The sequence below is a fragment of the Streptomyces sp. NPDC001407 genome, assembly GCF_042895325.1.
Classification (GTDB): domain Bacteria; phylum Actinomycetota; class Actinomycetes; order Streptomycetales; family Streptomycetaceae; genus Streptomyces.
On record NZ_JBIAWF010000001.1, the window covers coordinates 213,773 to 240,727 of the forward strand.

Consider the following 26,955-nt stretch of genomic DNA (forward strand, 5'->3'; position numbering starts at 1 on the left):
GCCAGAAGTGTGTCCTTTTGCTTTTTCGGAGCGTCATCTCATGATCACTGTTCGTGGTGCCGAGCTGCGCGCGGGTGCCCGCCTGCTGCTCGCCGATCTCTCCTTCACCGTCTCCCCCGGCGACCGCATCGGCCTCGTCGGCCGCAACGGCGCGGGCAAGACCACCCTGTTGACCGCCCTGGCGGGGCAGGCCAGGCCCGCCGCCGGGACGATCACCCCCACCGGGCCGGTCGGTTTCCTCGCGCAGGATTCCCGTACGGCCGACCCGTCGGTCACCGTCACCGACCGGATCCTCTCCGCCCGTGGCATGGACCGCGCCCTGCGCCAACTGCGCGCGGCCGAGGCGGCGATGGCGGATGCCGCCGGGCCGGCCGCGCTGGACCGGGCGATGAGCGCCTACGCCCGCGCCGAGGCCGCCTTCCAGTCCGGCGGCGGGTACGCCGCCGAGGCGGAGGCCGCCCGCGTGGCGGCCGGGCTCGGGCTGCCCGAGCGGGTCATGGGCGAGCCGGTCGGCGCGCTGTCCGGCGGGCAGCGGCGCCGGGTGGAGCTGGCCCGCATCCTCTTCGCCGGGCACGACGGCACGCTGCTGCTGGACGAGCCGACCAACCACCTCGACGCCGACTCGGTCGCCTGGCTGCGGAGCTTCCTCACCGCCCACCGGGGCGGTCTGGTGGTGATCAGCCACGACACGTCGCTGCTCGCCGACGTGGTCAACCGGGTCTTCCACCTGGACGCCACGCGCGCGACGATCGACATCCACAACACCGGCTGGACGACGTATCTCGCGCAGCGGGAGGCGGAGGAGCGGCGGCGCGTCCGCGAGCGCGCCGGGGCCGAACGCAAGGCGGCCGCGCTGCACGCGCAGGCGGACAAGATGAAGGCCCGCTCCGCCACCGCCGTGACGGCCAGGAGCATGGCGCGGCGGGCCGACCGGATGCTCGCGGACCTGGAACCGGCGCGCCGCGTCGAGAAGGTGGCCCGCATCCGGCTGCCCGAGCCCGCGCCGTGCGGGCGGATGCCGCTGGGGGCCATCGCCCTGACCAAGTCCTACGGCGACTACCAGGTGCTGGGCGGCGTGGACCTGGCGGTGGACCGGGGCAGCCGGCTGGTGGTGCTCGGTCTCAACGGCGCGGGCAAGACGACCCTGTTGCGCATCCTGGCCGGCGTGGAGACGCCGGACTCCGGGCGGGTGGTCCACGGGCCCGGGCTGCGGCTGGGCTATTTCGCCCAGGAGCACGAGACGCTCGACAAGGGCCGTACGGTCCGCGAGAACCTGGCGGCGGCCGCGCCGCACCTCACGGACGGTGAAGTGCGGCGCGTCCTGGGCGCGTTCCTCTTCACCGGCGACGACGCCGACAAGCGGGCCGCGGTGCTCTCCGGCGGCGAGAAGACCCGCCTGGCCCTGGCCGGACTGGTCCACTCCGGGGCGAACGTCCTGCTCCTGGACGAGCCGACCAACAACCTCGACCCCGCCTCCCGCGACGAGGTCCTGACCGCGGTCGGCTCCTACCCGGGCGCGATCGTCATGGTCACCCACGACGAGGACGCGATCGACGCCCTCCGCCCCGACCGCGTCCTCCTCCTCCCGGACGCGGACGAGGACTTGTGGAGCGAGGACTACCGCGAACTGCTCACGCTGGCCTGATGACGGCACCCCCGTATGCTCCGCCCTCATGAACGACGACGTACGGAACATCGTCCTCGGCCTGCTCGCGAGCGGGATCAGCGCGGCCGCCGGCTGGTTCTTCCGGGCTTTCCTGTGGCGGCGGCAACTGCGACGCAAGCAGACGTTCTTCGGGCTGCCCGGGGGTACGGAGTGCCTGCTCGTCGTCAATCAGGATCCGACCGCGAGCAGGCACGGCGTCTCGCGCTACGACACGTTCGCGCTGCTGGAACTGTCCGCGCTGATCAAGGAATGCGGGGCGCAGGCCGACATCGTCGTGCACGACAGCGCCCGCCAGGGCTTCGGCGTACGGACGGAGTTCTGCGTGGGAGGCCCGGCCTCGAACCAGCGCACGCAGGCACACCTGCGGTCGATGCTGCCCGGGGTCGAGGTGAACGCGGACTACGAGAACGCGCACGACGGCGGGGCGTTCACCATCGGCGGCGAGACGTACCGCGTGGAGAAGGGCACCGCCGAGTACGTCCTCCTCGCCCGTCTCACCGGCCCGGGCGGCGGCCGCCCGGTCTTCCTCGCGTCGGGCCAGCGCGCGATCACCAATCAGGCCGCCATACGCTACCTGACCCACCACCACACCGAACTGGCCCGTCGCCACGGCCTGAACGGCACGTTCTGCCTGTTGCTGAAGGTGATCCACTCGGATGTGTACGGCCCGGACATGGTGGAGTCGGCGGTCGACGTCACGACAGCGGCGACGACGCCGCGGGGGTAGGGCGCCCGCACGTGGGGCATACGCCGACCGACGATTGCTGTCGTCGATACGTGGCGGCGTACGCTGCCCCGATGACCCTTCCGACGACTCAGGAAATACGCGCGCTGCACGAGAAGTACGCTCCCAGCCAGGAAGCTCTCGACCTCGTGTACGCGCACTGCGAGATCGTCTGCCGCGTCGCCGAGCAGCTCCTGGACCGCGCCGGGCACGGGCTCGACGCCGAGTTGGTGCGGGCGGGGGCGCTGCTGCACGACATCGGCGTCTACCGGCTCTACGACGACGCCGGGCAGCTCGATCACGGCAGCTACATCCGCCACGGGGTGCTCGGCCACGAGATCCTCCGCCGGGAGGGGTTCCCGGAGCGTCTGTGCCGGTTCTGTTCGTGTCATACGGGGGTCGGGCTCACCCGGCAGGACATCCAGGGGCAGGGGCTGCCCGTGCCCGTGGCCGACTATCTGGCCGAGAGCGGCGAGGAAGCGCTGGTGATGTACGCGGACAAGTTCCACACCAAGTCCACGCCGCCGAGGTTCCTCTCCGCCGACGCCTGCGCCTCGCACGTGCGGAGGTTCGGGGAGGACAAGGTCGCGGCGTTCCAGGCGCTGCGCGCCCGGTTCGGCGAGCCCGATCTCGCGGCCGTCGAGGCCCGTGACGAGGACGCCCTCGCGCTCGCGCGGTACCGCGAGCGGCAGCGCGCCGGTGCGGTGGTCGGCGTTCCGCATGAAGTCGTGCGCCGACGGCTCGGCCTTGAGCCCGAGTGACGACGAACGGTCCGGTTCGAAGCACGTGCTTCGAACCGGACCGTGCCGGAAGATTCAGGTCACCCCTCCGACAGATACCTCTCCACCGTCTCGACCTTCGACGTCAAGCCGTCCGTGACCCCCGCGCGGATGTCCGCCTTCAGCACCAGCGACACCCGGCCGCAGCGCGCCTCGACCGCCGCGACCGCGCGCTTGATCACGTCCATGACCTCGTCCCACTCGCCCTCGACGGACGTGAACATCGCGTCCGTGCGGTTGGGCAGGCCGGACTCGCGGACGACGCGGACCGCGTCCGCCACATACTCACCGACGTCTTCACCCGCACCGACCGGGGAGACGGAAAAGGCAACGATCATGCGCTGACCGTACCCTCCTTGCGCGCGCGGGCGGCGATGACGCTCGCCTCGGCCTCGCGGCGCAGCATCCGCTCGGCGAAGAAGCCGCCGGTGGGGAGGACGGAGAGGACGAAGTAGAGGGCGGCGGTCTCGACGCTCCACTTGGTCTTGTTCCAGGCGTCGAGCCAGAAGACCACGTAGAGGAGGAAGAGGATCGCGTGCACGACGCCCATCACCGGCACGGCGTTGAAGCTCGTGGTCCGCTTCAGGACGGAGCAGACGAGCAGCACGATGAAGGAAATGGCCTCCGGGGCGGAGACCAGGCGGAGCCGGCGCAGGGCGGTGGCGGTCTTGATGTCCACGGGGGGCAACCTTCGGGTTCGGGACGTATCGGGACGACTACAGCTTGTGATGGCATTCACAAGCGTCGGGGCCATTCTCGCAGCCGCGTTGTCGATCAATGGATCCGGGTCCGTTCAGGGTCACAGGGCCCTGTCGGAGCGGCCGGAGCTGACGCTAGCGTCAGGGCGTGGCTCAGTTTCGGCTCCAAGGGAGCAAAGTTCTCGCGGTCGATCTCTCCGGGGAATCGGTCAAGGCCAAGAACGGCGCGATGGTCGCGTACGAGGGCGAGATGTCGTTCAAGAAGATGACCGGTGGCGGTGACGGTCTGCGTGGCATGGTCACGCGCAGGCTCACCGGTGAACAGATGGAAGTGATGGAGGTGAAGGGCCGCGGCACCTGCTATTTCGCCGACCGCGCGAGCGAGATCAATCTCGTGACGCTGCACGGCGAGACGCTCTATGTGGAGTCCAGCAATCTGCTCTGCACGGACGGCGGCCTGCGCACCGGCACCACGTTCACCGGCCTGCGCGGCGCCTCGCAGGGCAACGGCCTCTTCACGACGACCGTGGAGGGCACGGGCCAGGCGGCGATCATGTCCGACGGCTCGGCGATCGTGCTGCGGGTGGCGCCGGACATGCCGCTCCAGGTCGACCCCGGCGCGTACATCGCGCACACCGGCCGGCTCAAGCAGCACTTCCAGTCGGGCGTGAACTTCCGGACCTTCATGGGCGAGGGCTCGGGCGAGGCGTTCCAGATCCGCTTCGAGGGCGACGGCCTGGTGTACGTCCAGCCCAGCGAGCGCAACACGATCGGCGGTGACCTCTGATGCCCTTCCGCCTCCTCAACTCGCGCATGGTCGAGGCCCAGGTGGTCCCCGGCCGGCGGATGTTCAGCCAGCGCGGCGCGATGCTCGCCTACAAGGGCGACGTCTCCTTCACGCCCAGCATCACCGGCGGCCAGGGCGGCATCATGAGCATGATCGGCCGCCGCGTCGCCAACGAGGCGACGCCCCTGATGACCGTCGAGGGCAGCGGCACGGTGATGTTCGGCCACGGCGGCCACCACGTCCACGTCATCGAGCTGGGCGGCGAGACCCTCTATGTGGAGGCCGACCGCCTCCTCGCCTTCGACGGCTCCCTCCAGCAGGGCACGATGTTCATGGGCTCGCAGGGCGGCGTCATGGGCATGGTCCGCGGCCAGGTCACCGGGCAGGGGCTGTTCACCACGACGCTCAAGGGCAAGGGGGACGTCGCGGTCATGGCCCACGGCGGCTTCATCGAGTTGCCCATCGTCCCGGGCCGTCCCGTCCACGTCGACCCGCAGGCGTACGTCGCCCACCGCGGCGACGTACGCAACAAGCTGTCCACCGCCATCGGCTGGCGGGAAATGATCGGGCGCGGGTCCGGGGAAGCCTTCCAGCTCGAACTCTCGGGTCAGGGCACGGTCTATGTACAGGCGTCGGAGGAAAAGCTGTGAACGAGCCGGTCATCTACGACGCGCATACGCTCCCGGTCGACGACAACGTCAATCCGTACGCCTTCAGCGTGGACCTCGACGGCCAGTGGTTCCTCCAGAAGGGGAAGATGATCGCCTATTACGGGCGCATCGAATTCCACGGCATCGGCCACGGTTACCTGGACGCGCTCATCCGCTCCAGCTTCCACAGCCCCCTGCACGCCGCCGACTGGGTCGTCGCCGAGGGCCGGGGCCGGATGCTGCTCGCGGACCGCTCCTTCGACGTCAATTCCTACGACCTCGAAGACGGCAACCTCACGGTCCGCTCGGGCAATCTGCTCGCCTTCCAGCCCTCCCTCTCCCTCAAGCAGTCGATCATCCCGGGATTCCTCACGCTGATCGGCACCGGCAAATTCGTGGCCGCCTCCAACGGCCCCGTCGTCTTCGCCGAACCCCCGATCCGCGTGGACCCGCAGGCCCTCGTCGGCTGGGCCGACTGCCCCTCGCCCTGCCACCACTACGACCACCAGTACCTCAAGGGCGTCCTCGGCGGCGTACGCGCCTGGACGGGGCTCGGCGGCACATCAGGAGAGGAGCACCAATTCGAGTTCGTCGGCGCCGGTACGGTGCTGCTCCAGTCCACGGAACAGTTGATGGCTGAAATTCCGACCGGCGAGACCCCTGAGCAGGAGGGCGTCCCGCACGCAAGCCCGCATAATCAGCCATCTATGCCGCGCATGCCAGGTCAGCTGGGGGACCTCCAGCGCCGCTTCGGGCTGTGAGCGGTACCCTGCGGAGTGTGACGTCGAACGCTTGACCTCGCGCCCGCACTCCCACACTGGTTCAGTATTCAACTTTCTTAGGTAGAATTCCTCTATGTCTATGGACACCGAGAACGGCACCCGCTGGCTCAGCGAAGAGGAACAGCGCGCCTGGCGCGCCCATCTGGACGTCAGCCGGCTGCTGATGCATCAGCTGGAAAGGGATCTCCAGCCTTTCGGCCTCACCAACAACGACTACGAGATCCTCGTGAACCTCTCGGAGTCCGAGGACCACCGGATGCGGATGAGCGACCTCGCCACCGCCACCCTCCAGTCGAAGAGCAGGCTCTCCCACCAGATCACCCGGATGGAGAACGCGGGCCTCGTCCGCCGCGAGAACTGCGAGTCCGACCGCCGCGGCCTCTACGCCGTGCTCACGGAGCAGGGCTGGGAAACGATGCGACGGGTGGCGCCGCACCATGTCGCGTCCGTGCGCGAGCACTTCATCGACCTGCTCGGCGAGACGGACCTCAAGGCGCTGTACGGCTCGCTGGCACCGGTGGCCCAGCACTTGCGCGCGACACGCGGCCGCGCTTAACAGACGGACGAACGGGGTGCGTTGCCTTTGGGTGCGCACCCCGTTGCTTCACTCGTGCGGGAGAAATCGATTCGAACCCGACGTGTTCGGAGCTTGCGCGCTCTAACGTCCGTTGGTACCCAGAGGACTAGGGACGGGCAGGGTACCGATGACGGGTGAACTCTCGAATCCGCCGACGGCATGGCGGTACTGCGGGAACCAGATGAAGCTGTGGCGCACGGAGGCGGGCGTCAGCCGCGAGGAGCTGGCGGCGGAGGCGGGGTACGGCGCCGAGACGATCAAATCGATGGAACAGGGGCGGCGACGGCCCACGCTTCGCGTGCTTGAGATCGCGGACGATCTGTGCGGCGCGCAGGGGAAGTTGAGGGCTGCGTATGTGTACTTGCAGCCGGACCAGGCTCCCGCCCGGGCGCACGCGTTTCTGGACGCGGAATCCAACGCGATCGCCGTCCACAACTACCAGACGATCCTGATCCCGGGTCGGCTCCAGACCGAGGAATACGCGCGGATCCTCATGGGCGGCCAGTGTCCACCCGTGGACCAGACGACGTTCGAAGAGCGCCTGGCGACTCGAATGCGGCGCCAGGAGATGCTGGCACAAAAGCCGACCACGCTCTTCACCTTCGTGATCTACGAGGCCGCATTGCGCACAATGGTCGGCGGGCGCGAAGCGATGACCCGACAGCTACAACACCTGCTGGACGTCGGCGAGTTGCCCAACGTCTTCATCCAGGTTCTTCCCGCCGACCGGTGCTATCACGGCGCACTGAACGGATCGCTGGTCTTGCTGGAGAGCTCCGAGCATGAGCACCACGCATACACCGAATGCCAGGGGACGAGCAACCTGCTCACGGAACGGGGCGATGTCAGCAGCTTCTTGCAGCGTTACGGCATGTTCCGCTCGCAAGCCCTCAACGTCGACGAGTCGGCGGCCTACCTAAGAAAGTTGATCCAGGAATGACAACCACCCAGCCAGCATGGTTCAAGTCCAGCCACAGCGACGACGAAGGCGCCGAATGCGTCGAGGTCGCGGCTCAGCCGGACACCATTCGAATACGCGACTCAAAACACCCGAACGGCCCCCAACTCGCCGTACCCGCCCACGCCTGGGCGGACTTCATCACCTACTGCCGCTGAACTCGCTGCCCCGACACTCGCCCGCAGGACAACCCCGAAGGCAGCCGCGTCGCCCCGTCCACACGTGCCGACCGCAGCTGGTCGCAGGTCAGCCCCTTCGCCGCCAGCTGCGGGGCCGAGCCAGGTGAGCGCGTGGCCGTGAAGTCCGTGCCGCGCAGGTCCGCGTCCGTGAGGTCCGCGCCGGTCAGGTCGGCGCCGTTGAGGTGGGCGCCCCGCAGGTCCGTACCGCGCAGGTGGGCGTCCTTGAGGTCAGTGGCCACCAGGGACGCGGTGCGGAGACCGGCGGCGTCCAGGTGGGTCCCGTGGAGATCGCTGTGGAAGAAGTCGGCGCGGTAGAGGTCGGCGTGCTTCAGGTCCAGGTAGGCGATGGCGACCTTGCGCAGGTCGAGCTGGTGCGTCTCGCCGTGCCGGTCGCGGCGGCCGAGGACCGTGAGAGCGGCCTGGACGTCTCCGTACCCCAGCACCTTGTCCGGCGGGGAGGCGCCGGGAGTGGGCGCGTTCTGGCCGTGGTGGCGGACGAAGGAGGTCAGGACGTCCACGACCGTGGCGTGGTCGCGCGGCGAATCGCCCATCAGCCGCTCCAGCGCGTAGACGGCACCGATCCGGGTGTCCTCCTTGCCTGGGCCGTCCGCGTCGAGTTCCTCGACGGCCTTGGTGTACCGGTCGGTCACCTGCCCTTGCAGGGCCGTCGCCGCCTGCTGCTGCGAGACGAGGAAGGTCTGCGCGGTGTATGCCAGCGCCCCCAGGGCGACCAGGCCGGTCAGGCACTTGAGGAGGAGATCACGATTCGCCGTGACTGCGTCGTGGCGTTCCTTGGGAGAGGTGTCGGCGGGAAGCCCCCGGGCCATCCAGCGCGCCGCCGGACCGAGCAGGAGCCCCAGCAGCGCGACGGCCGCCAGCGCACCGCCGATGCCTGTCAGCAGGTTCATACAGGCGAGTGAGACAGCGGCCGGGCGGCGGGGGAAGTGCGGGCGCCCATTGATTGCCCATCATTGGGCGGGAGTTCGAGGCTGTGCGAGCGCCGCTCACTCCCACCCGATGAAGAACCCGTACAGCAAGCCCAACGCCACATGGACCGCCACCGGCACCAGCGCTCCGTTCCACGGCTTGCGACGGCGCCAGGCGCACAGGGCGAGGGCGAGGACGGGGCCCGTCCAGCCGAGCACGTAGAGGATCACGGCGGCGCCGTCGATGCGATCGGAGAGCCACGAGGCCCGGCCTCCCAGTGACAGCAGGCACAGGAAGGAGAAGAACAGCGTCGAGCCCCAGAGGTTGGCCTCGACGGACTTGGGTCCGGGCACCTCCGTCGTGCCGTCCTGACCTGTCATGGTGTCAGCGCCTCCCCCGAGTCGAATCACTTGATCATAACTTGGGGGAGTTCTTGCTGGCCAAGGGTTGACTCACCAGTTCCTCCACCTAGCGCCGCGCACAACCACGCGTCCGTCGCCCCCACTTTTCCACCGCGGGTCACGTGCAAGCCGGGCCTGGTCATTCCTGGCTACCCGGCCGGGCAGGCCAGATCAGGCGCGGCGCGGTTCGGGGAGCATGTGACCAAGGTCAGCGACAGGAACGTGGGGCGTTCGAGGTAGAAGCCCAAGGACACGTCCGCTCCCCGATACAGCCGTTCCGCCGCTGATTCGACGAGTGCGGCCATGCGAGTCACGTCGCGCTGTGCGGCGGAGTCCAAGCGGGGCGCGTATTCGGCCAGTCGTTCCCCGAGCCAGGCCGCCGCCTCCTTCGACTCCCGCCACGTTCCCCGGATCAAGGCCGACGGCTTCATGAGCCAGTACGCCGGCTCCAACGGCGGCAGGTCAGCCACGGGGAACCCCGTGACCACCTCGCGATATCGGTCGACGATCCGCTGTGCGGCCGTGTCACCGGGCGCCGCCACCGGGGGCGGGTCTGGGTGCGGAGGCCGCCGGAGCGCTTCGTCGTCGAAGCGCTGCTTCGGACCGGCCCAGAGGTAACCATGGTGGTGCAACTGCCCCCCGTTCCACGCGGTAGCGGAGAACGGCGGCCGGTCTCGGCCTTCGGATGCGAAGCCCACGACCGGCCGCCGGATGGAGCACCCGTCAGACCGGGAGTCCGAAGCGCCCGGGATCGATACCGGCCGCGTCCAGCTCGGCCGTGGTGAACCGCAACGGCTCCCGTTCGGGGCGCTTGCTGTCTCCGAGCGCCCACGCATCGGGGCTGATCCTCGCGAGGGTCACACATCCCTCGGTGCACGGTCCGCCGCACGCCTTGGCGAACGCGGTGGTGTCGATGTCGAGCGCGTACAGGTCGGTTCCGTCCAACATGCTGGTGCCTTCCTGATCGTCAGACAGCCGCACGGGCGACCGTCTCCCGCCCGGGACAGGCGGAACAGTGGCATCGTTCCCCCGTGCAGCCGCAGGTTCTAGCGGGTTTCCTGTTCGCGCAAAAACCCGTCCCGGATACCTGCCACCAGGGCCCGCATGGCGTCGTCGGCAACTGCCATCCGCTCGAATCCCTCGAACTTCGATACGTACAGGGCAATGTCCCGGGGGTCGGTCACGACCGTTTCCGCGTGGACCGTTTCGATGGTCACGGTGCGCTCATCCTTGATCGAGAACGAGTGCCCGGGGAAGTCGGTCTGTCTGGCGGAGAGAGCCACAATGCGGATGTCCACGTTGGGCAGGCGAGAGACCGAGATCAGCCTGTCCAGTTGCCCCACCATCACCAGAGGCGACACGATGCGCCATCTGAGAACGGGCTCCGTGATGACGAAGCGAAACGCCTTGTCTTCGGCATAGAGCGCGCTCTGTCGTGCCAGCCTCGCCCCGATAGTGCGATCCAGCTGCACTTCGGTGAGGTTCCTCCGGGCGAAGACGGCCCGGATGTATTCGGGGGTTTGGAGCAGTCCTGGCGCGAGCGAGGGCTGGAACAGTCGCAACAGGCCTGTCTGCGATTCGAGTGCCTGCACCTGCTGCTGTTTCCGGTTGTAGCCCAGTCGCCGGATGAGGCGCCATGCCGTCGCCTCGGTGGCCGCTTCCCTGGCCGCGGCCATGTACTCGGACTTGACCTCATCCGATACGCCTATGGCGGTCAGGACGCAGTCGACGTCAGTCACGCTCGGAGCGGTGTTGCCGTTCTCGATCTTGGACAGCTTGGACCGGGACATGGCAGCGCCACGGGCGACCGCTTTGGCCTCCAGCCCGGAGGATTCCCGCAGTGCCCGCAGCGCGGAGCCGAGGCCGGATTTGTTCACTCGCCGTACTTCGCCCACCATTCGGAGAACGGGACGGCCTGAGCCATCGCCGTATCCCGGTATCCCAAGAACTCGGACAGGCTCTCGCCGCCGAGGAAGTCCACGCCCAGGTAAGCGCCGTCGCCGTCGTAGCTCATGGCTCCGATGGCCCGCTCGTCGAAGAGCCAGAAGTCCGGAGCATCCGGGATCGGGTTCTCCCGGGCCGTGATGTCGAGAATGAAGAACTCTTCGCCGGCCGCCGCGTTCCTCTGATAGCCCCAGGACAGCTCGAACCGCAGATAGTCGGTGAGCGGGCGGGACAGGACGTGTACGCGATAGATGCGCTTTCCTGCCTGGACGGCGTTCCCGACTGTCGCGAGCCAGCCGGACGCCTTGTACGCCTCCGGCTGAGCCTCACCGGCCAGGAAGGCCCTATAGGCGTCGACACCACCCGACTTGCTGTAGTCGTCGAGGGTTTCCAGCCGGAAGGCCTCCCGTTCGAAGTCTTCGAACCAGTCTCCCAAGCTCTTAGATGAGGTCGTCACGGATGGCCTTCCGGAGGAGCTCGATCGGGATTTCCACCAGGGTTTCGTGAGCGGGAACTTCTAAACCGTGGTCGGCGATCCGCCCCCCTTGGACGGCGAGCGTTCCCCGGTCCGTCGCGTAGATGGCCGGGCACTCGCCCACCAAGCGCGTCAGCTTCACAGCCACTGTTGCCCCCTCGTCACCGGTGCCGTGTCCCGATGTTCGTGGTCCCCGCAAGGCAGGGCAAGAGGTTCGGGTTTCCGCTACTGGAAACCGGATCACACCGCGGGACTCAGCCCCGTCCGCTCAGCGCCGCACACAACCACGCGTCCGTCGCCCCCGGCGTCGGGTCCGGGGAGCCCGTCACCACCGCCGTGAGACGCCAGTAGTCGTCGATGCGCAGCTCCGACGCGAGTTGGGAGCCCAGGGCGCGGCGGAAGGCCGGGGTGTCGTGCGTGCCGCGCGCCCTCGCGTGGGCCGAGACGAAGCAGTCGAGGGCCTCGCCCTCGCGTGGCGGGTGCGCGGACCGTACGGCCGGGGCGGCCAGCGCGTACGCCTCGATCAGGCCGTCGTAGAGGACGTCGGGGCGGTAGTCCGGTTCCGGGCGGCGGGCCACCGGGCGGCCGGTGTCGGGGCAAGGGCCGGAGGCGAACGCGTGCAGGCGGGCGAAGGCCAGCACTTGCTCGGGCGTCGGGTCGGCGGGCGGTTGCGGGACGGCCTGGTCGACGATCGCGGTCGTCAGGCGGGCCGGGAGCCGCGGCGGCAGCCAGCTCCGCCAGAAGCGGGCGAGCGCGGCCGTGCTGGGCGGGGTGCCCACGGCGCCGATGAGGCGCAGCCGGTCGGCGCGTTCCTCGGGGGTGCAGTCCTGGAGCAGCTGGAGAGCGGCCTCCCGCCAGCGCAGGGCGGCCATTCGCGAGCCGAGTTCGCGCAGTTGCGCGGCGACGAGGTCCTCCAGCGCGTCCTCCTGGTCGAGGACGCGGCCCACGTCGGGGACCGGCAGGTCGAGCGTGCGCAGCGAGCGGATCAGGCGGAGCCGGTCGAGCGCCTCGGGCCCGTAGCGGCGGTGGCCGCCGCCGCTGCGGCCGGCCTCGGGCAGCAGGCCGCGGTCGGAGTAGAAGCGCACGGTCTTGACGGTGACTCCCGCGTGCTCGGCGAGCTCTCCGATGCTCCACATGTCGTCGGTCGACAAGGCTTGAACCTCCCTCAGGGGGAGTTCCTACCGTACTGCTCAGCGCGCACGGCCCACGGGGGTGGCCGTGCTGATCACGAGGAGGCAATCATGACGGCGTTCGTGCTGGTACCGGGCACGCACATGGGCGGCTGGCTGTGGCGGGAGGTGGCCGGCCGGCTGCGGCAGGCGGGTGCCGAGGCGTACGAGGCGACGCTCACGGGCATGGGCGACCGGCGCCACCTTGCCGGGCCGCAGACCGATTTGGAGACGCACACCGAGGACCTGACGCAGCTGATCGACCACGTGGACGCGCCCGAGGTGGTGCTGGTCGCCCACTGCTACGGCAGCTATCCGGTGCTGGCGGCCGCCGACCGGCGCCCGGAGCGCGTCTCGCGGATCGTCTATGTGGACGCGCCTCTTCCGCAGGACGGCTTCTCGATGCTCGGCCAGGTGCGGGAGCAGATGCAGGACGAGGTGACCCGCGAGGCGATGCTGCGCCGGGCGGCGGAGGCGGCGGACGGCTGGCGGATGCTGCCGCCGGCGTTGCACGAGGAGCGGAACGCGCGAACCTCACGGGGGTGTCCGAGGAGGCGCGCCGGCGGCTGAACCGCCTGGCGGCGCCGCAGCCGCTGGGCACGTTCACCCAGCCGCTGCGGCTCTCGGGCGGCACGGCGGAGATGCCGATGACGGGCGTCTTCTGCACGGCGGGCGGGCCGGGCATCGCCATGGTGGAGGCTCTGGTGGCGTCGGGCGACCCGCGCTTCCAGGAACTCGGCGAGGACCGGTGGGGTTTCTTCGAACTCGCCACCGGGCACTGGCCGATGCTCTCCTGCCCGGACGAGCTGGCCGAGGTGCTGCGCCGCGCGGCGGCGGACGAGGGCCGCCGGGTGGGCGCGGACCGGGTCGCCACGACTGGCGAGGGCTACCGGTGAGCACCGGCCGATAGACGGCCCCCATCGCGATACCCGGCGAGGGCCACACGGTGGGCGCTGACCGCCAGGACGCCGACCCCGTCGCGGCAGCGGCCGAGGGCCACCGGGTCGGCCCGGGGCCGTCAGGACGCGGACCGCGTCGCGGCGGCGGACGTGGGCCACCCGATAGGCCCCGGCCGTCAGCCGCGACCCCCTCGCGAAGCCCGGCGAGAGCCAACCGGTCGGCACCGGCCGTCAGGACGCCGACCGCGTCGCGGCCGTGTAGTCGGCCCAGATCCGCTCCGGGAAGCCGTTGCCGCGCTGCGACGTGTCGCCGCCCACGTCCGACATCGGCAGCAGCTTCCCGTCCTCGGGCTTCATCCGGAACATGGTCACGGCGGTGGAGACCTCCTTCGAATATCCTACGTACCAGGCCGACTTCAGCCGGTCCTGGTCACCCGTGCGGCCCGCGCCGCCGAGCGCGTCGGAGACGTCCTGCGCCACGGCCTTCGGCAGCGCGCGCCGCGCCTTGGCCCGGCTCTCGAAACCACCGACCGACTGGCCGTCCTTGAGGAGCTTGGTCACCGAATAGGGGTCGTTCTGCATGCCTTCGTCGGCGAAGGTGCCGTACGCGCCGGCCATGCGGATCGTGCTGGGCGTGGACGTGCCGACGGAAAAGGAATCGTCCAGCGGCGCCATGCTGCTCTTGAGCAGACCCGAGCGGATCGCGGTGTCCCGCACCTTGTCGGTTCCCACCTCTTTGCCGAGCCGTACGTAGGTGGCGTTGCCGCCCTTCACAAGGGCCTGGCGGAGACTGGGGTGGGAATCGTCGGGCTGTGCCTTCTCCGACGGGTTCTGCAATTGCCCGTCGTCGCCGTAGAAGCTGTCGGGCTGGATGTCCTGCCGTTCGCCGTTCTTCGTCTCCGTGCCGTGCTGGAGGGCGGCGGCGAGGACGAACGGCTTGAACGCGGAGCCGACCGGCACGCCCGACGTGTCGGCGTTGTTGGTGAAGTGCTTGGTCGCGTCGGGGCCGCCGTAGAGGGCGAGGACGGCGCCGTCGGAGGGGCGCACGGAGGCGGCGCCCACCTGCACGTCCTCGTCGGCGGAGCGCTTCTTGGGGTCGATGTTCTCGTCCAGCACGCCCTGCACGGACGTGGTCAGTTGCCGCACCCGCGTCTTGTCGAAGGTCGTGTGGATCTTGTAGCCGCCGTGGGCGAGATCCTGATCGGTCAGCATCGAGTGCGCCTTGATGTATTTGTTGGCGACATCGACGAGATAACCGGTCTGTCCGCCGAGGCTGGTGGCCAGGGACTGCTTGTGGGGCTCGGGGAAGGTCCGGTATTTCTCCCGCTCCTCCTTGGACATCAGACCCGCCTTGACCTGCCGGTCGAGAATCCACTTCCAGCGCTCCTCGGCGCGCTGGTGATTGCCGGAACTGGTCGAGGGGTCGTACAGCTCGGCCCCCTTCAACAGCGAGGCCAGCATGGCGCCTTGGGAGGGGTCGAGCTTCTTCGCGGGAATGCCGTAGTACGCCTGGGCGGCGGCGTCGATGCCGTACGCGCCCCGGCCGAACCAGCTGGTGTTCAGATAGCCCTGAAGCACTTCCCGCTTGCTCTTGGTCCGGTCGACCTTGAGCGAGATGATGAATTCCTTGGCCTTCCGGGTGACGGTCTGCTCCTGGGAGAGATACGTGTTCTTCACGTACTGCTGGGTGATGGTGGAACCACCCTGTGTCTCCTGCCCCTGCACCGTGCTGACGAGGGCCCGGAAGATGCCCTTGGGGGAGACGCCGCGGTCGCTGTAGAAACTCTCGTTCTCCGCCGCTATCACCGCGTGCTGCACGGACTCGGGCACGTCGGAGAGCCGCACGATATTGCGGTTGACCTTGCCGATGCTGACCATCTGGCTGCCGTCCGCCCAGTAATAGGTGTTGGCCTCCTGGACGGCGGCCGCGTTCTCGTCGGGGATGTCCACGCTCGCGTACACCCAGGCGAACAGCCCGGCCAGCGCGCCGAGGCACAGCACGAACATGCTCAGCGACTGCCGCCAGGAGGGCAGCCATCGGCGCACTCCGCTCCTGCCGCGCCGGGGGTAGTCGATGAACCGCTTTCCGCGTGCGTGCCGTTGTCTCGTGCGCAAGGTTCGAAACGCTCCTGCAAATCGGTGTCATCGTCAGAGACGACCGCGCCGGGGTGCGCGGTTGGCCGATGCATATGAGCGTTGTGTGACAAGCCCCGCAAGCGCGGGGTCGTGGGTCACCCCTGGTATTCCGTGAGGTCGATGGCGTGGACGGTCAGCGCGTGGCCGTACTCCGGGTGCGTCGTCTCGCGCTCCGGCTCCATGCCGAGCTTGCGGACGACATTCGCGGAGGCTTCGTCGCCCAGGCGGCTGACGCAGATGACGCGGTCGAGATTGCGGTCCTGGAGCGCGAACTCCAGCGTCGCCTGCGCGGCCTCCGAGCCGTATCCCTGGCCCCAGAACTGCGAGCCGATCCGCCAGCTGATCGCCACCTCGTGCGCCGCGTCCGGCAGGAATTCCGGCACGGAAAGGCCCGTGAACCCGATCAGCTCGCCGGAGCCGAGGAGCTCGACGGCGAAGAGCCCGAAGCCCTCGTCGTCCCACTCCTCCTCCCAGCGCTCGATGTCCTCGGCCGTCTCGTCCAGGCCGCGCACCGAGCCGTCGTCGACCCACCGCATGACCCGCGGGTCGGCGTTGATGTCCGCCATGGGCGCGAGGTCGTCGTCGTGCCAGCGACGCAGGATGAGGCGGGGGGTGCGGATCTCGGTCATGCCCCTATCTTCGCCGGTCACCGGCGCGGGCCGCGCATCGCCCGCACCGGATGTATTGCCCCATACACATAAAGGGGGCGGAAGTGTTTTTCCATTTCCGCCGCCGAGCGGCGTGGAACACATTCCGGCCACGGCTGAGTGTTCTTCTCCACATTCCGGCCGATGATCCGCACCTTCAGGGATTCCCGGGGCCGTCACCGCGATCCGGAGGGCCGGCCAACTCCCTTACGAGGCAAGGCCGTCCGGCTGCCGGAAGCCTCGGGAATTCCACCCGGAGAGCCGTAAAGGCTGTAAGCGGTCCACTAGCCGACCACCCCTGACCCACACAAGCCCTTACCTCGGGTATGGCCAAAAAACAAATCTTCACAAACTCTTGACGTCCGGAGCGCCCGCCTCACACCATTCAGCGCAAGGCCCTGCTCGACCGACACACCGGCCAGGCCGGAACCCCGCCTCCGTAGAGGCGGCACCCCGGCCCCGCTCCCCCACAGCGGCCGCACCGCGGGAAACCCGAGACATGGCCCGGCCCCGCTCCCCCCAAGAAGGCGATACCTCTATGAGTGACCGCACGCTCACCGCGGGCGACACCCAGCCCGAAACGGCCGTCACGGCACCGGCGTCCCAGCACGTCGACGCCGGTGACGCGGGCTACAGCAAGGACCTCAAGTCCCGGCACGTCAACATGATCGCCATCGGCGGAGCGATCGGCACCGGCCTCTTCCTCGGCGCGGGCGGCCGCCTCTCCAGCGCCGGCCCCTCCCTCTTCATCGCCTACGCGGTGTGCGGCGTCTTCGCCTTCTTCGTCGTCCGGGCCCTCGGTGAGCTCGTCCTCTACCGCCCCTCCTCCGGCGCGTTCGTCAGCTACGCCCGCGAGTTCATGGGCGAGAAGGGCGCGTACACCGCCGGCTGGCTCTACTTCCTCAACTGGGCCACCACCGGCATCGCCGACATCACCGCGGTCGCCACGTACACCCACTACTGGGGGATGTTCAGCAGCCTCCCGCAGTGGGTGATCGCCCTGATAGCCCTCGCGGTCGTCCTCACCGTGAACCTGATCTCGGTGAAGTACTTCGGCGAGATGGAGTTCTGGTTCGCGATCATCAAGGTCGCCGCACTGATGGCCTTCCTGGTCATCGGCGTCTTCCTGCTGGCCTCCCAGCACGACGTGGGCGGCCACACCCCGGGCCTGGGCAACATCCTCGACCACGGCGGCGTCTTCCCCTCCGGCGTGATGCCGATGCTGATGGTCATCCAGGGCGTCGTCTTCGCCTACGCCTCGGTCGAGCTGTGCGGTGTCGCGGCGGGCGAGACCAAGAACCCCGAGAAGATCATGCCGAAGGCGATCAACTCGATCATGTGGCGCGTCGGCATCTTCTACGTCGGCTCGGTCATCCTGCTCGCGCTGCTGCTCCCGTACAACGCCTTCACCGGCGACGAGAGCCCCTTCGTCACCGTCCTGTCCAAGATCGGTGTGCCGTACGCGGCCGGCGTGATGAACCTCGTCGTGCTCACCGCGGCCCTCTCCAGCCTCAACTCCGGCCTCTACTCCACCGGCCGCATCCTGCGCTCGATGGCGATGTCCGGCTCCGCGCCGAAGTTCACCAGCCGCATGAACAAGGGCCAGGTGCCCTACGGCGGCATCCTGCTGACCGCCTTCTTCTGTGTGCTCGGCGTCGCGCTCAACTTCGTCGTCCCGAAGGACGCGTTCGAGATCGTCCTGAACTTCGCGGCGATCGGCATCATCGGCACCTGGGGCATGATCATGCTCTGCTCCCTGCTGTTCTGGCGCCGCTCCAAGGACGGCCGGGTCACCCGCCCCGGCTACCGCCTGCCGTGGGCGCCGTACACGCAGATCATCACGCTGCTCTTCCTCGCCGGTGTCCTCGGCATCATGGCGTCCGACCCGGGCCCGAGCCGTACGACGGTCCTGTGCCTGCCGCTGATCGCGGCGGCGCTGGTCGGCGGCTGGTTCCTCGTCCGCGGCCGGGTCGCCCGCGTCCAGCGCGAGAAGGAGCTCCAGGAGGGCTAGGCGCCCGCCACCCGCACAAGCCGAAGGCCGGCTGCCACGGATTCCGTGGCAGCCGGCCTTCGGCGTTTTCGAGGTGCGGCGTCGTTACGCCACGACCCCGGACTTCGCGATGGTGATCTTCGCCTTGGTCGCGCCCGAGTGGCTGCCCAGGGACTCGATCTTCTTGACCAGGTCCATGCCCTCGACGACCTCGCCGAAGACGACGTGCTTGCCGTCGAGCCACGGGGTGAGGACGGTGGTGATGAAGAACTGCGAGCCGTTGGTGTTCTTGCCGGCGTTCGCCATGGAGAGCAGGCCCGGCTTGTTGTGCTTCAGCTGGAAGTTCTCGTCCGCGAACTTCTCGCCGTAGATGCTCTTGCCGCCGGTGCCGTTGCCGGCGGTGAAGTCGCCGCCCTGGAGCATGAAGTCCGGGATGACCCGGTGGAAGCTCGAACCCTCGTAACCGAAGCCGTGCTGGCCGGTGGCCAGCTCACGGAAGTTCGTCGCCGTCTTGGGGACGACGTCGTCGTACAGCTTGAAGACGATACGGCCGGCGGCCTCGCCGTCAATGGTGATATCGAAGAAGACGTTGGAAGACATGGCAGCCATCCTGTCATAGCCGGTGTGGGGGGGGCGGGGTGGTGGCGCGGGGGTGTGTCCGGGTGGCGGTGTTCGCGCCTGCGGCGGGCTTGTTCCTCTACCCCGCCCCTCCCGAAACCGGGGCTCCGCCCCAGACCCCGCAACACGCGGCGCAGCCGCGTTGGGGTCCGGGGTCTCCCCGGTTTCGGGAAGGGGCGGGGTAGGGGAAGAAAGCCCGCCGCAGGCGCGCCCGGCTCGTGGCCGGGGCCCGCGTCAGCCCTGCGTGAGGCCCGCGACCAATTCGTCCGCCGCCGCGTACGGGTCAAGAGAACCGTTCACGATGCGCTCCGCCAGAGCCGAGAGCCGCCGATCGCCATGCAGGTCACCGATCCGCTCCCGCAGCGCGGTGACAGCGATCGTCTCCACCTCACGCGCCGCGCGAGACGCGCGGCGCTCCGCGAGGACGCCGCGCTCCTCCATCCAGGCGCGGTGCTTCTCCAGGGCCTCGACGAGCTCGTCGGTGCCTTGGGCGCGGGCGGCGACGGTCTTGACGATGGGCGGGCGCCAGTCGCCGGGGCCGCGGGCCTCGCCGAGCCCGAGCATGTTGTTGAGCTCGCGGGCGGTGGCGTCGGCGCCGTCGCGGTCCGCCTTGTTGATGACGTAGACGTCGCCGATCTCCAGGATCCCGGCCTTGGCCGCCTGGATGCCGTCGCCCATGCCGGGGGCGAGCAGCACCACGCTGGTGTCGGCCTGGGAGGCGATCTCGACCTCGGACTGCCCGACGCCGACGGTCTCCACGAGGATCACCTCGCAGCCGGCCGCGTCGAGGACGCGGATGGCCTGGGGGGCGGCCCAGGCGAGGCCGCCGAGGTGGCCCCGGGTGGCCATGGAGCGGATGTAGACGCCGGGGTCGGAGGCGTGGTCGGACATCCGCACGCGGTCGCCGAGGAGGGCGCCGCCGGAGAACGGCGAGGAGGGGTCGACGGCGAGCACGCCGACCCGCTTGCCGGCCTTGCGGTAGGCGCTGACCAGGGCCGAGGTGGAGGTCGACTTGCCGACGCCGGGCGAGCCGGTGAGGCCGACGACATAGGCCCCGCCGGTCAGGGGGGCCAGGGCCGCCATCACCTCGCGCAGCTGCGGGGACGCCCCCTCCACCAGGGAGATCAGCCGGGCGACGGCGCGCGGCCGCCCTTCCCGGGCCTGCTCGACCAGCGTGGGGACGTCCACCATGTCTGCTCCGTTCCGAGGGTGCTCCGAAGGTGCCGGGGTGTGCCGGTGGGCGTCAGTTGCCGGGGACGCGGATGATCAGGGCGTCGCCCTGACCGCCGCCGCCGCACAGCGCGGCCGCGCCGACCCCGCCGCCGCGCCGCTTGAGCTCCAGGGCGAGGTGGAGGACTGTGCGGGCGCCGGACATGCCGATGGGGTGGCCCAGCGCGATGGCCCCACCGTTGACGTTCACCTTTTCGGGGGAAACGCCCAGATCCTTGATCGACTGCACCAGAACGGCGGCGAATGCCTCGTTGATCTCGATCAGGTCGAGGTCGTCGACGGTCAGCCCCTCCTTGCCCAGCGCGTGCAGGATGGCGTTGGAGGGCTGCGAGTGCAGGGAGTTGTCGGGGCCGGCCACATTGCCGTGGGCGCCGATCTCGGCGATCCAGTGCAGGCCCAGCTCCTCGGCCTTGGCCTTGCTCATCACGACCACGGCGGCGGCGCCGTCGGAGATCTGCGAGGAGGTGCCGGGGGTGATCGTGCCGTCCTTGGCGAAGGAGGGGCGGAGCTTGCCGAGGACCTCGACGGTGGTGTCGGCGCGCACGCCCTCGTCCTTGCTGAAGAGGACGGGGTCGCCCTTGCGCTGCGGGATCTCCACGGGGGTGATCTCCGCCTCGAAGAGGCCGTTCTTCTGGGCGGCGGCGGCGCGCTGGTGGGAGCGGGCGCCGATCTCGTCCTGCTCGGCGCGGCCGATGCCGAGGCGGGTGTTGTGCTTCTCGGTGGACTCGCCCATGGCGATGCCCTCGTAGGCGTCCGAGAGGCCGTCGTGGTGCATGGAGTCGAGCATCTCGATGGAGCCGTACTTGTAGCCCTCGCGCGACTTGGGCAGCAGGTGCGGGGCGTTGGTCATCGACTCCTGGCCGCCGGCCACCACGATGTCGAACTCACCGGCGCGGATGAGCTGGTCGGCCAGCGCGATGGCGTCGAGGCCGGACAGGCAGACCTTGTTGACGGTGAGGGCGGGCACGCTCATGGGGATGCCGCCCTTGACGGCCGCCTGGCGGGCCGGGATCTGGCCCGCGCCGGCCTGGAGCACCTGTCCCATGATCACGTACTGCACCTGGTCGCCGCCGATGCCGGCCCGGTCGAGGGCGGCCTTGATGGCGAAGCCGCCGAGCTCGGCCGCCGAGAAGGAGCGCAGGGAGCCGAGCAGCCGGCCCATGGGCGTACGGGCGCCCGCGACGATCACGGATGTGGTGCCGGTCGAACCGTTCGTACCAGTCATGAGGCGCGGCCCCTTCGAGGCGGTGGGGTTAACGATGGTTCCCGTCAATGTACTGAGCGGTAGGCGCCCGGGTCACCGGGCCGAAGGTGTGATCGCGCGCACGTTGCGTAACCGCTGCGGCGGGCGGTGCACTGGTTCCATGCTGACTCGTATCGACCACATCGGGATCGCCTGCACGGACCTCGACACGACCGTCGAGTTCTACCGTGCCACGTACGGCTTCGAGGTGTTCCACACCGAGGTCAACGAGGAGCAGGGGGTGCGCGAGGCCATGCTCCGGATCAACGGGACGGACGACGGCGGGGCCTCCTACATCCAGCTCCTGGAGCCCACCCGGCCGGATTCCGCGGTCGGCAAGTGGCTCGCCAAGAACGGCGAGGGGGTTCACCACATCGCGTTCGGTACGCCGGATGTCGACGCCGATGCTGAAGAGATCGGCGGCAAGGGCGTACGCGTCCTCTATGAGCGGCCGCGGACGGGCTCCATGGGTTCCCGCATCACCTTTCTGCACCCCAAGGACTGCCACGGCGTACTGACCGAACTGGTCACCTCGGCGCCCCCCGCGGACCCGGAGCACTGACCCGCACCTCCCCCGGCCGGTAGAGTGCAGGTTCGGCCGGGGGTACGGGGTGGGACCCCGGGCCGGGCTGTACCGATGATCTGACACCATTTCTTCGGAAGGGCAGGCTCCGGGTTCCTCCGGTTTATGCGGGACGGGGCCGGCCGCCAACGCGACCAGGGGACGGATGGGACCGCGCAGTGCGGGGCAACGACCGCTACGAGGCTGACGACCACCTCTCGCAATTCGAAGCCGAGATGGAGCGGCTGAAGAAGGAGCGGGAGAAGGCGGTCCAGCACGCCGACGACCTCGGCTATCAGGTCGAGGTGCTGCGCGCCAAGCTGCACGAGGCGCGCCGCAATCTCGCCCACCGTCCGGCATACGACACCGCCGATATGGGCTACCAGGCGGAGCAGTTGCTCCGTAATGCCCAGATTCAGGCAGAACAGATGCGGACCGACGCGGAGCGCGAGCTCCGCGAGGCGCGTGCCCAGACGCAGCGCCTGCTCCAGGAGCAGGCGGAGCGGCAGGCCCGGATGGAGGCCGAGCTGCACGCGGAGGCCGTCGCCCGCCGCCAGCGCCTGGACGAGGAGCTCAACGAGCGCCGCCAGACCGTCGAATCACACGTCAACGAGAACGTCGCGTGGGCCGAGCAGCTGCGCGCCCGGACGGAGTCCCAGGCCCGGCGCCTGATGGAGGAGTCCCGCGCGGAGGCCGAGCAGTCCCTCGCGGCGGCCCGCGCGGAGGCCCAGCGGCTCACCGAGCAGGCCCGCGGCCGGCTCAGCGCCGCCGCGGACGAGGCGCGTGCCGAGGCGGAGGCGCTGCTGCGCCGTGCCCGCACCGACGCCGAGCGGCTGCTGGCCGCCGCGTCCGCGCAGGCGCAGGAGGCCACCGACCACGCCGAGCAGCTGCGCACGGCGACCAGCGCGGAGTCCGACCAGGCCCGCGCGGCCGCGGCCGAGCTGACGCGGGAGGCGCAGCTGCGCCTCGCCGAGGCCGACTCCGCGCTGCGCGAGGCGCGGGCCGAGGCGGAGAAGCTCGTCACCGAGGCGAGCGAGAGCGCCACCCGGAAGCTGACGTCGGCGGAGTCCGAGCACGAGCAGCGCTCCCGTACGGCCAAGGCCGAGATCGCCCGCCTGGTCGGCGAGGCCACCAAGGAGGCCGAGGCCCTGCGGGCCGAGGCCGAGCAGCTGCGCGACGACGCGAAGGCCAAGGCCGAGCGCCTGCTGGCCGAGGCCGCGGAGAACGCCCGCAGCGCCGCCGCGGAGGATTCCGCGGCGCAGCTCGCCAAGGCCGCGCGCACGGCCGAGGAGGTGCTGACCAAGGCGTCGGAGGACGCCCAGGCCACCACCAAGGCGGCGGCGGAGGAGGCCGAGCGGATCCGGCGCGAGGCGGAGGCCGAGGCCGAGCGGCTGCGCGAGCAGGCCGCGGACACCGCCGAGCAGCTCAAGGGCGCGGCGAAGGACGACACCAAGGAGTACCGCGCCAAGACCGTCGAGCTCCAGGAGGAGGCGCGGCGACTGCGTGGCGAGGCCGAGCAGCTGCGGTCCGAGGCGGTCGCCGAGGGCGAGCGGCTGCGCGGCGAGGCCCGGCGGCAGGCGCTCCAGCAGATCGAGGAGGCGGCCAGCACCGCCGAGAAGCTGCTCGCGAAGGCGAAGGCCGACGCGGAGGAGACGCGCAGCGGGGCGAGCGCCGAGAGCGAGCGCGTGCGCACCGAGGCCGCCGAGCGCGCGGCGAGCCTGCGCAAGCAGGCCGAGGAGGCGCTGGAGCGGGCCCGCACCGAGGCCGAGGAGATGGCCGAGGAGGCGGAGGACCACGCGGAGCGCACCCGCACGGAGGCCGCCGAGGCCGCCAAGCAGCTGCGCGAGGAGGCCGAGCGGGCCGCGGAGGCGCGGCGCGCGGAGGCCGCCGAGGAGCTGGCGCGGCTGCACACCGAGGCGGAGGCGCGCGTCGAGTCCGCCGAGGAGGCGCTGCGCGAGGCGCGCGCGGAGGCGGAGCGGCTGCGCCGTGAGGCCGCCGAGGAGGCCGAGCGGTCCCGTACGGAGGCCGCGGAGCGGGTGCGCGCGCTCCAGGCGCAGGCCGAGACGGAGGCGGAGCGGCTGCGTGCCGAGGCCGCCGAGGAGGCGTCGGCCGCCCGTACCGAGGGCGAGAGCGTGGCCGCGCGGCTGCGGAGCGAGGCCGCCGCGGAGGCGGAGCGGCTGAAGTCCGAGGCGCAGGAGACCGCGGACCGGATGCGGGCCGAGGCGAACGCCGCCGCGGAGCGCACGGCCACCGAGGCCGCCGAGGCCCTCGCGGCCGCGCAGGAGGAGGCCGCCCGGCGCCGCCGTGAGGCGGAGGAGCTGCTGGGCGACGCCCGCACGGAAGCGCAGGCGGAGCGGGAGGCGGCGCGCGAGCAGAGCGAGGAGCTGCTGGCTTCGGCGCGCAAGCGGGTCGGCGAGGCGCAGGAGGAGGCCCGGCGCCTGGTCGAGGAGGCGGAGCAGCGCGCCTCGGAGCTGGTGACGGCCGCGGAGCAGACCGCCCAGCAGGTGCGGGACTCCGTCGCGGGGCTGCACGAGCAGGCCGAGGAGGAGATCGCCGGGCTGCGTTCGGCCGCCGAGCACAACGCCGAGCGGACGGTCACCGAGGCGCAGGAGGAGGCGGACCGGGTCCGTGCCGACGCCTATGCCGAGCGGGAGCGGGCCGGCGAGGACGCCGCCCGTACGCGCGCGGAGGCGCAGGCCGCGTCCGAGGCCGCGAAGTCGCTCGCGGAGCGCACGGTCGCGGAGGCGATCGCCGAGGGGCAGCGCCTGGAGGCGGAGGCCGCCCGGGTGCTGGACGAGGCGCGCGAGGCCGCCAACACGCGTCGCAGCGAGGCCGCGGAGCAGGCCGACGAGCTGCTCGCCGAGGCCATGTCCGAGGCGGAGAAGCTGATCACCGAGGCCGAGGCCGCGGTGGTGACGGCGCAGCAGGAGGCCGACGGTCACCGGGCAGAGGCCGCGGAGCAGGCCGAACGCCTCAAGGCGGAGGCCGAGGCGGAGGCCGAGCGGCTGCGCGCCGAGGGCGCCGAGGCCCTGGAGACCGCACAGCGCGAGGCCGCCCGCACCACGGACGAGGCCCGCGAGGCCGCCAACGCCCGCCGCACGGAAGCCGCCGAGCAGGCGGACGAGCTGATCACGGAGGCGACCGCCGAGGCGGAGAAGCTCGTCGCCGAGGCCAGGCGCACCGTGGAGGAGGCCCGCGAGGAGGCCGACGGCCACCGCGCGGAGGCCACCGCCGAGGCGGAGCGGCTGGTCGCCGAGGCGACGCGCACCGTGGAGGAGGCGCGGGCGAAGGCGGAGGAGCTGGTCGCGAAGGCGACGGCCGAGGCCGACCGCATGGTCTCCGACGCGTCGGCGAAGGCGCAGCAGATGCGTACGGACGCGTCCGACGCGCTGGCCTCCGCCGAGCAGGACGCGGCGCGGGCGCGGGCCGAGGCCCGCGAGGACGCGAACCGGATGCGCTCGGAGGGCCACGCGGAGGCGGAGCGGATCGTCAACGCGGCGGCCGAGCTGACCTCTTCGGCGCAGGACGACGCCGACAAGATCGTGGACGAGGCGCGCGAGGCGGCCAACGCCCGCCGCACGGAGGCCGCCGAGCAGGCGGACGAGCTGATCGCGGAGGCCACGGCCGAGGCGGAGCGGCTCGCGGCCGAGGCCGCCCGCACCGTGGAGGAGGCCCGCGAGGCCGCCGAGGCCCACCGGGCCGAGGCCGCGGAGCAGGCCGAACGCCTCAAGGCCGACGCCGAGGCGGAGGCCGAGCGGCTGCGCGCCGAGGGCGCCGAGGCCCTGGAGACCGCACAGCGCGAGGCCGCCCGCACCACGGACGAGGCACGCGAAGCCGCCAACACCCGCCGCACCGAGGCCGCCGAGCAGGCCGACAGCCTGATCGCCGAGGCCACGGCCGAGGCGGAGCGGATGGCCGCCGAGGCCGCGGAGGCGCTGAGCTCCGCGCAGGAGAACGCCAACAGCACGCGCGCGGACTCCGCGAAGCTCAAGGCCGACGCCGTGCTGGAGGCCGAGCGGGTGCTCGCCGAGGCGCGCGCCGAGGGCGACCGGACGATCGACGCGGCGCGGGACGCGGGCGCGCAGAAGCTGACGGAGGCCGCCGAGAAGGCGGACGCCCTGATCGCCAAGGCGCAGGAGGAGGCCGTCCGGACGGCGGCCGCCGCCGAGGAGCAGGCCGACACCATGGTCGGGGTGGCCCGCCGCGAGGCGGAGCGCATCGTCACGGAGGCCACCGGCGAGGGCAACGCCCTGGTGGAGCAGGCCCGTACGGACGCCAACACCCTGCTGGCCGAGGCCCGCGGGGACGCGACCGCCATAAGGGAGCGCGCGGACGAGCTGCGCACCCGGGTGGAGAGCGAGGTCGAGGAACTGCACGACCGGGCGCGCCGGGAGGCGTCCGAGGCGATGCAGTCGGCGGGCGAGCGCTGTGACAAGCTCGTGGCCGCGGCGACCGAACAGCTCGCGGAGGCCGAGGAGAAGGCGAAGAAGCTGGTCTCCGACGCCAGCAGCGAGGCCAGCAAGGTCCGTATCGCCGCCGTGAAGAAGGCGGAGGGGCTGCTCAAGGAGGCGGAGCAGAAGAAGGCCGCCGTCCAGCGGGAGTCCCAGGCGCTGCTGAAGGAGGCCGAGGAGAAGAAGGCCGCCGCCGTACGCGAGGCGGAGCGCCTGCGCACCGAGGGTGCCGAGGAGGCCAAGCGCCTGGTCGAGGACGGAAAGCGGGAGTTGGAGGCGCTGGTCCGCCGGCGCGAGGACATCAATGCCGAGATTTCCCGTGTCCAGGACGTGTTGGAAGCGTTGGAATCTTTTGAAGCCCCGGGGGCGGGAAGCGCCAAAGAGGGCGGGGTGAAGGCAGCAGCGGTTGCGGGTGCAACTCGATCGGGTGGCAAGCAGTCCCAGAAGTAGCCACTCAAACGGG

General features: G+C 70.5%; 29 protein-coding genes. 14 read left to right on the forward strand and 15 right to left on the reverse strand.

Going from position 1 to position 26,955, the window contains the following annotated elements:
* Positions 1-40: 40 nt before the first annotated feature.
* The 3 genes from ACFY1P_RS00945 to ACFY1P_RS00955 all read left to right on the forward strand — a co-directional run bounded on the left by ACFY1P_RS00945 (position 41) and on the right by ACFY1P_RS00955 (position 3,151).
* Positions 41-1,645: an ABC-F family ATP-binding cassette domain-containing protein gene (locus ACFY1P_RS00945; RefSeq protein ID WP_390749281.1), complete on the forward strand. Its 1,605-nt coding sequence runs from the start codon at positions 41-43 to the stop codon at positions 1,643-1,645.
* Between the two features lie 28 nt (positions 1,646-1,673).
* Entirely contained in the window at positions 1,674-2,393 is a 720-nt protein-coding gene (locus ACFY1P_RS00950; RefSeq protein WP_361530253.1) for a hypothetical protein, read from the forward strand.
* 71 nt (positions 2,394-2,464) lie between these two features.
* Positions 2,465-3,151: an HDIG domain-containing metalloprotein gene (locus tag ACFY1P_RS00955; RefSeq protein ID WP_361530250.1), complete on the forward strand. Its 687-nt coding sequence runs from the start codon at positions 2,465-2,467 to the stop codon at positions 3,149-3,151.
* 59 nt (positions 3,152-3,210) lie between these two features.
* Here the strand turns inward: ACFY1P_RS00955 and ACFY1P_RS00960 are convergent, their stop codons facing one another.
* Both ACFY1P_RS00960 and ACFY1P_RS00965 read right to left on the reverse strand, forming a co-directional pair.
* Complete coding sequence (locus ACFY1P_RS00960) at positions 3,211-3,507, reverse strand: MTH1187 family thiamine-binding protein (protein WP_361530248.1); 297 nt, start codon at positions 3,505-3,507, stop codon at positions 3,211-3,213.
* On the reverse strand, positions 3,504-3,848 hold the full coding sequence (locus ACFY1P_RS00965) for a DUF3817 domain-containing protein (protein WP_390749282.1): 345 nt from the start codon (positions 3,846-3,848) through the stop codon (positions 3,504-3,506). Before ACFY1P_RS00965 ends, ACFY1P_RS00960 begins: the two co-directional genes overlap by 4 nt.
* 167 nt (positions 3,849-4,015) lie before the next feature.
* On the opposite strand from ACFY1P_RS00965, the gene ACFY1P_RS00970 reads away from it, so the two are divergent.
* From ACFY1P_RS00970 to ACFY1P_RS00995, 6 genes are all read left to right on the forward strand, one after another.
* Positions 4,016-4,654: an AIM24 family protein gene (locus ACFY1P_RS00970; protein ID WP_361530242.1), complete on the forward strand. Its 639-nt coding sequence runs from the start codon at positions 4,016-4,018 to the stop codon at positions 4,652-4,654.
* Positions 4,654-5,304 (forward strand): AIM24 family protein, encoded by a 651-nt coding sequence (locus ACFY1P_RS00975; protein ID WP_390749283.1) that lies wholly within the window; start codon positions 4,654-4,656, stop codon positions 5,302-5,304. The genes ACFY1P_RS00970 and ACFY1P_RS00975 overlap by 1 nt, the downstream gene beginning before the upstream one ends.
* A complete protein-coding gene (locus ACFY1P_RS00980) occupies positions 5,301-6,065 on the forward strand; it encodes an AIM24 family protein (protein ID WP_390749284.1) in 765 nt (254 codons plus the stop codon). Before ACFY1P_RS00975 ends, ACFY1P_RS00980 begins: the two co-directional genes overlap by 4 nt.
* Positions 6,066-6,165: 100 nt before the next feature.
* Positions 6,166-6,642 (forward strand): MarR family transcriptional regulator, encoded by a 477-nt coding sequence (locus tag ACFY1P_RS00985; RefSeq protein WP_361530262.1) that lies wholly within the window; start codon positions 6,166-6,168, stop codon positions 6,640-6,642.
* Between the two features lie 202 nt (positions 6,643-6,844).
* Positions 6,845-7,603, forward strand: coding sequence for a helix-turn-helix domain-containing protein (locus tag ACFY1P_RS00990; RefSeq protein WP_390749285.1), 759 nt, complete (start codon positions 6,845-6,847; stop codon positions 7,601-7,603).
* On the forward strand, positions 7,600-7,779 hold the full coding sequence (locus ACFY1P_RS00995; protein ID WP_361530230.1) for a DUF397 domain-containing protein: 180 nt from the start codon (positions 7,600-7,602) through the stop codon (positions 7,777-7,779). Before ACFY1P_RS00990 ends, ACFY1P_RS00995 begins: the two co-directional genes overlap by 4 nt.
* Here ACFY1P_RS00995 and ACFY1P_RS01000 read toward each other — a convergent pair.
* The 8 genes from ACFY1P_RS01000 to ACFY1P_RS01035 form a co-directional block, all read right to left on the reverse strand.
* The gene (locus ACFY1P_RS01000; protein WP_390749286.1) at positions 7,767-8,708 is read right to left on the reverse strand and encodes a pentapeptide repeat-containing protein; all 942 of its coding nucleotides are present in this window, start codon (positions 8,706-8,708) and stop codon (positions 7,767-7,769) included. The genes ACFY1P_RS00995 and ACFY1P_RS01000 overlap by 13 nt on opposite strands.
* Before the next feature lie 96 nt (positions 8,709-8,804).
* The gene (locus ACFY1P_RS01005) at positions 8,805-9,107 is read right to left on the reverse strand and encodes a hypothetical protein (RefSeq protein WP_390749287.1); all 303 of its coding nucleotides are present in this window, start codon (positions 9,105-9,107) and stop codon (positions 8,805-8,807) included.
* A gap of 170 nt (positions 9,108-9,277) precedes the next feature.
* The gene (locus ACFY1P_RS01010; RefSeq protein ID WP_390749288.1) at positions 9,278-9,760 is read right to left on the reverse strand and encodes a hypothetical protein; all 483 of its coding nucleotides are present in this window, start codon (positions 9,758-9,760) and stop codon (positions 9,278-9,280) included.
* Between the two features lie 91 nt (positions 9,761-9,851).
* Positions 9,852-10,076 (reverse strand): DUF397 domain-containing protein, encoded by a 225-nt coding sequence (locus ACFY1P_RS01015; RefSeq protein ID WP_390749289.1) that lies wholly within the window; start codon positions 10,074-10,076, stop codon positions 9,852-9,854.
* A gap of 98 nt (positions 10,077-10,174) precedes the next feature.
* A complete protein-coding gene (locus ACFY1P_RS01020) occupies positions 10,175-11,005 on the reverse strand; it encodes a helix-turn-helix domain-containing protein (RefSeq protein WP_390749290.1) in 831 nt (276 codons plus the stop codon).
* Positions 11,002-11,529 (reverse strand): DUF6879 family protein, encoded by a 528-nt coding sequence (locus tag ACFY1P_RS01025; protein ID WP_361530215.1) that lies wholly within the window; start codon positions 11,527-11,529, stop codon positions 11,002-11,004. Before ACFY1P_RS01025 ends, ACFY1P_RS01020 begins: the two co-directional genes overlap by 4 nt.
* Positions 11,513-11,695, reverse strand: coding sequence for a hypothetical protein (locus ACFY1P_RS01030; RefSeq protein WP_390749551.1), 183 nt, complete (start codon positions 11,693-11,695; stop codon positions 11,513-11,515). The genes ACFY1P_RS01025 and ACFY1P_RS01030 overlap by 17 nt, the downstream gene beginning before the upstream one ends.
* Positions 11,696-11,801: 106 nt before the next feature.
* The gene (locus ACFY1P_RS01035; RefSeq protein ID WP_361530212.1) at positions 11,802-12,698 is read right to left on the reverse strand and encodes a MerR family transcriptional regulator; all 897 of its coding nucleotides are present in this window, start codon (positions 12,696-12,698) and stop codon (positions 11,802-11,804) included.
* Between the two features lie 90 nt (positions 12,699-12,788).
* On the opposite strand from ACFY1P_RS01035, the gene ACFY1P_RS01040 reads away from it, so the two are divergent.
* A complete protein-coding gene (locus tag ACFY1P_RS01040) occupies positions 12,789-13,286 on the forward strand; it encodes an alpha/beta fold hydrolase (RefSeq protein WP_390749291.1) in 498 nt (165 codons plus the stop codon).
* Positions 13,259-13,612, forward strand: coding sequence for a hypothetical protein (locus tag ACFY1P_RS01045; protein WP_390749292.1), 354 nt, complete (start codon positions 13,259-13,261; stop codon positions 13,610-13,612). The genes ACFY1P_RS01040 and ACFY1P_RS01045 overlap by 28 nt, the downstream gene beginning before the upstream one ends.
* A 234-nt stretch (positions 13,613-13,846) precedes the next feature.
* Here ACFY1P_RS01045 and ACFY1P_RS01050 read toward each other — a convergent pair whose 3' ends face one another.
* On the reverse strand, positions 13,847-15,730 hold the full coding sequence (locus tag ACFY1P_RS01050) for a transglycosylase domain-containing protein (RefSeq protein WP_390749293.1): 1,884 nt from the start codon (positions 15,728-15,730) through the stop codon (positions 13,847-13,849).
* A 116-nt stretch (positions 15,731-15,846) separates the two neighbouring features.
* On the reverse strand, positions 15,847-16,380 hold the full coding sequence (locus ACFY1P_RS01055) for a GNAT family N-acetyltransferase (protein ID WP_361530203.1): 534 nt from the start codon (positions 16,378-16,380) through the stop codon (positions 15,847-15,849).
* Between the two features lie 556 nt (positions 16,381-16,936).
* On the opposite strand from ACFY1P_RS01055, the gene ACFY1P_RS01060 reads away from it, so the two are divergent.
* Complete coding sequence (locus ACFY1P_RS01060) at positions 16,937-18,409, forward strand: amino acid permease (RefSeq protein ID WP_390749294.1); 1,473 nt, start codon at positions 16,937-16,939, stop codon at positions 18,407-18,409.
* Positions 18,410-18,493: 84 nt separating this feature from the next.
* Here the strand turns inward: ACFY1P_RS01060 and ACFY1P_RS01065 are convergent, their stop codons facing one another.
* From ACFY1P_RS01065 to ACFY1P_RS01075, 3 genes are all read right to left on the reverse strand, one after another.
* Entirely contained in the window at positions 18,494-18,988 is a 495-nt protein-coding gene (locus ACFY1P_RS01065; protein WP_390749295.1) for a peptidylprolyl isomerase, read from the reverse strand.
* A gap of 252 nt (positions 18,989-19,240) precedes the next feature.
* Positions 19,241-20,197 carry a methylmalonyl Co-A mutase-associated GTPase MeaB gene (meaB, locus tag ACFY1P_RS01070; protein WP_361535352.1) on the reverse strand — a complete coding sequence of 319 codons (957 nt, stop codon included), beginning with the start codon at positions 20,195-20,197 and terminating at the stop codon, positions 19,241-19,243.
* Positions 20,198-20,249: 52 nt separating this feature from the next.
* Complete coding sequence (locus tag ACFY1P_RS01075) at positions 20,250-21,461, reverse strand: acetyl-CoA C-acetyltransferase (RefSeq protein ID WP_361535355.1); 1,212 nt, start codon at positions 21,459-21,461, stop codon at positions 20,250-20,252.
* A gap of 139 nt (positions 21,462-21,600) precedes the next feature.
* On the opposite strand from ACFY1P_RS01075, the gene mce reads away from it, so the two are divergent.
* Complete coding sequence (mce, locus tag ACFY1P_RS01080; RefSeq protein WP_361535358.1) at positions 21,601-22,041, forward strand: methylmalonyl-CoA epimerase; 441 nt, start codon at positions 21,601-21,603, stop codon at positions 22,039-22,041.
* A gap of 179 nt (positions 22,042-22,220) precedes the next feature.
* Complete coding sequence (gene scy / locus ACFY1P_RS01085) at positions 22,221-26,942, forward strand: polarized growth protein Scy (protein WP_390749296.1); 4,722 nt, start codon at positions 22,221-22,223, stop codon at positions 26,940-26,942.
* Positions 26,943-26,955 lie beyond the last annotated feature (13 nt).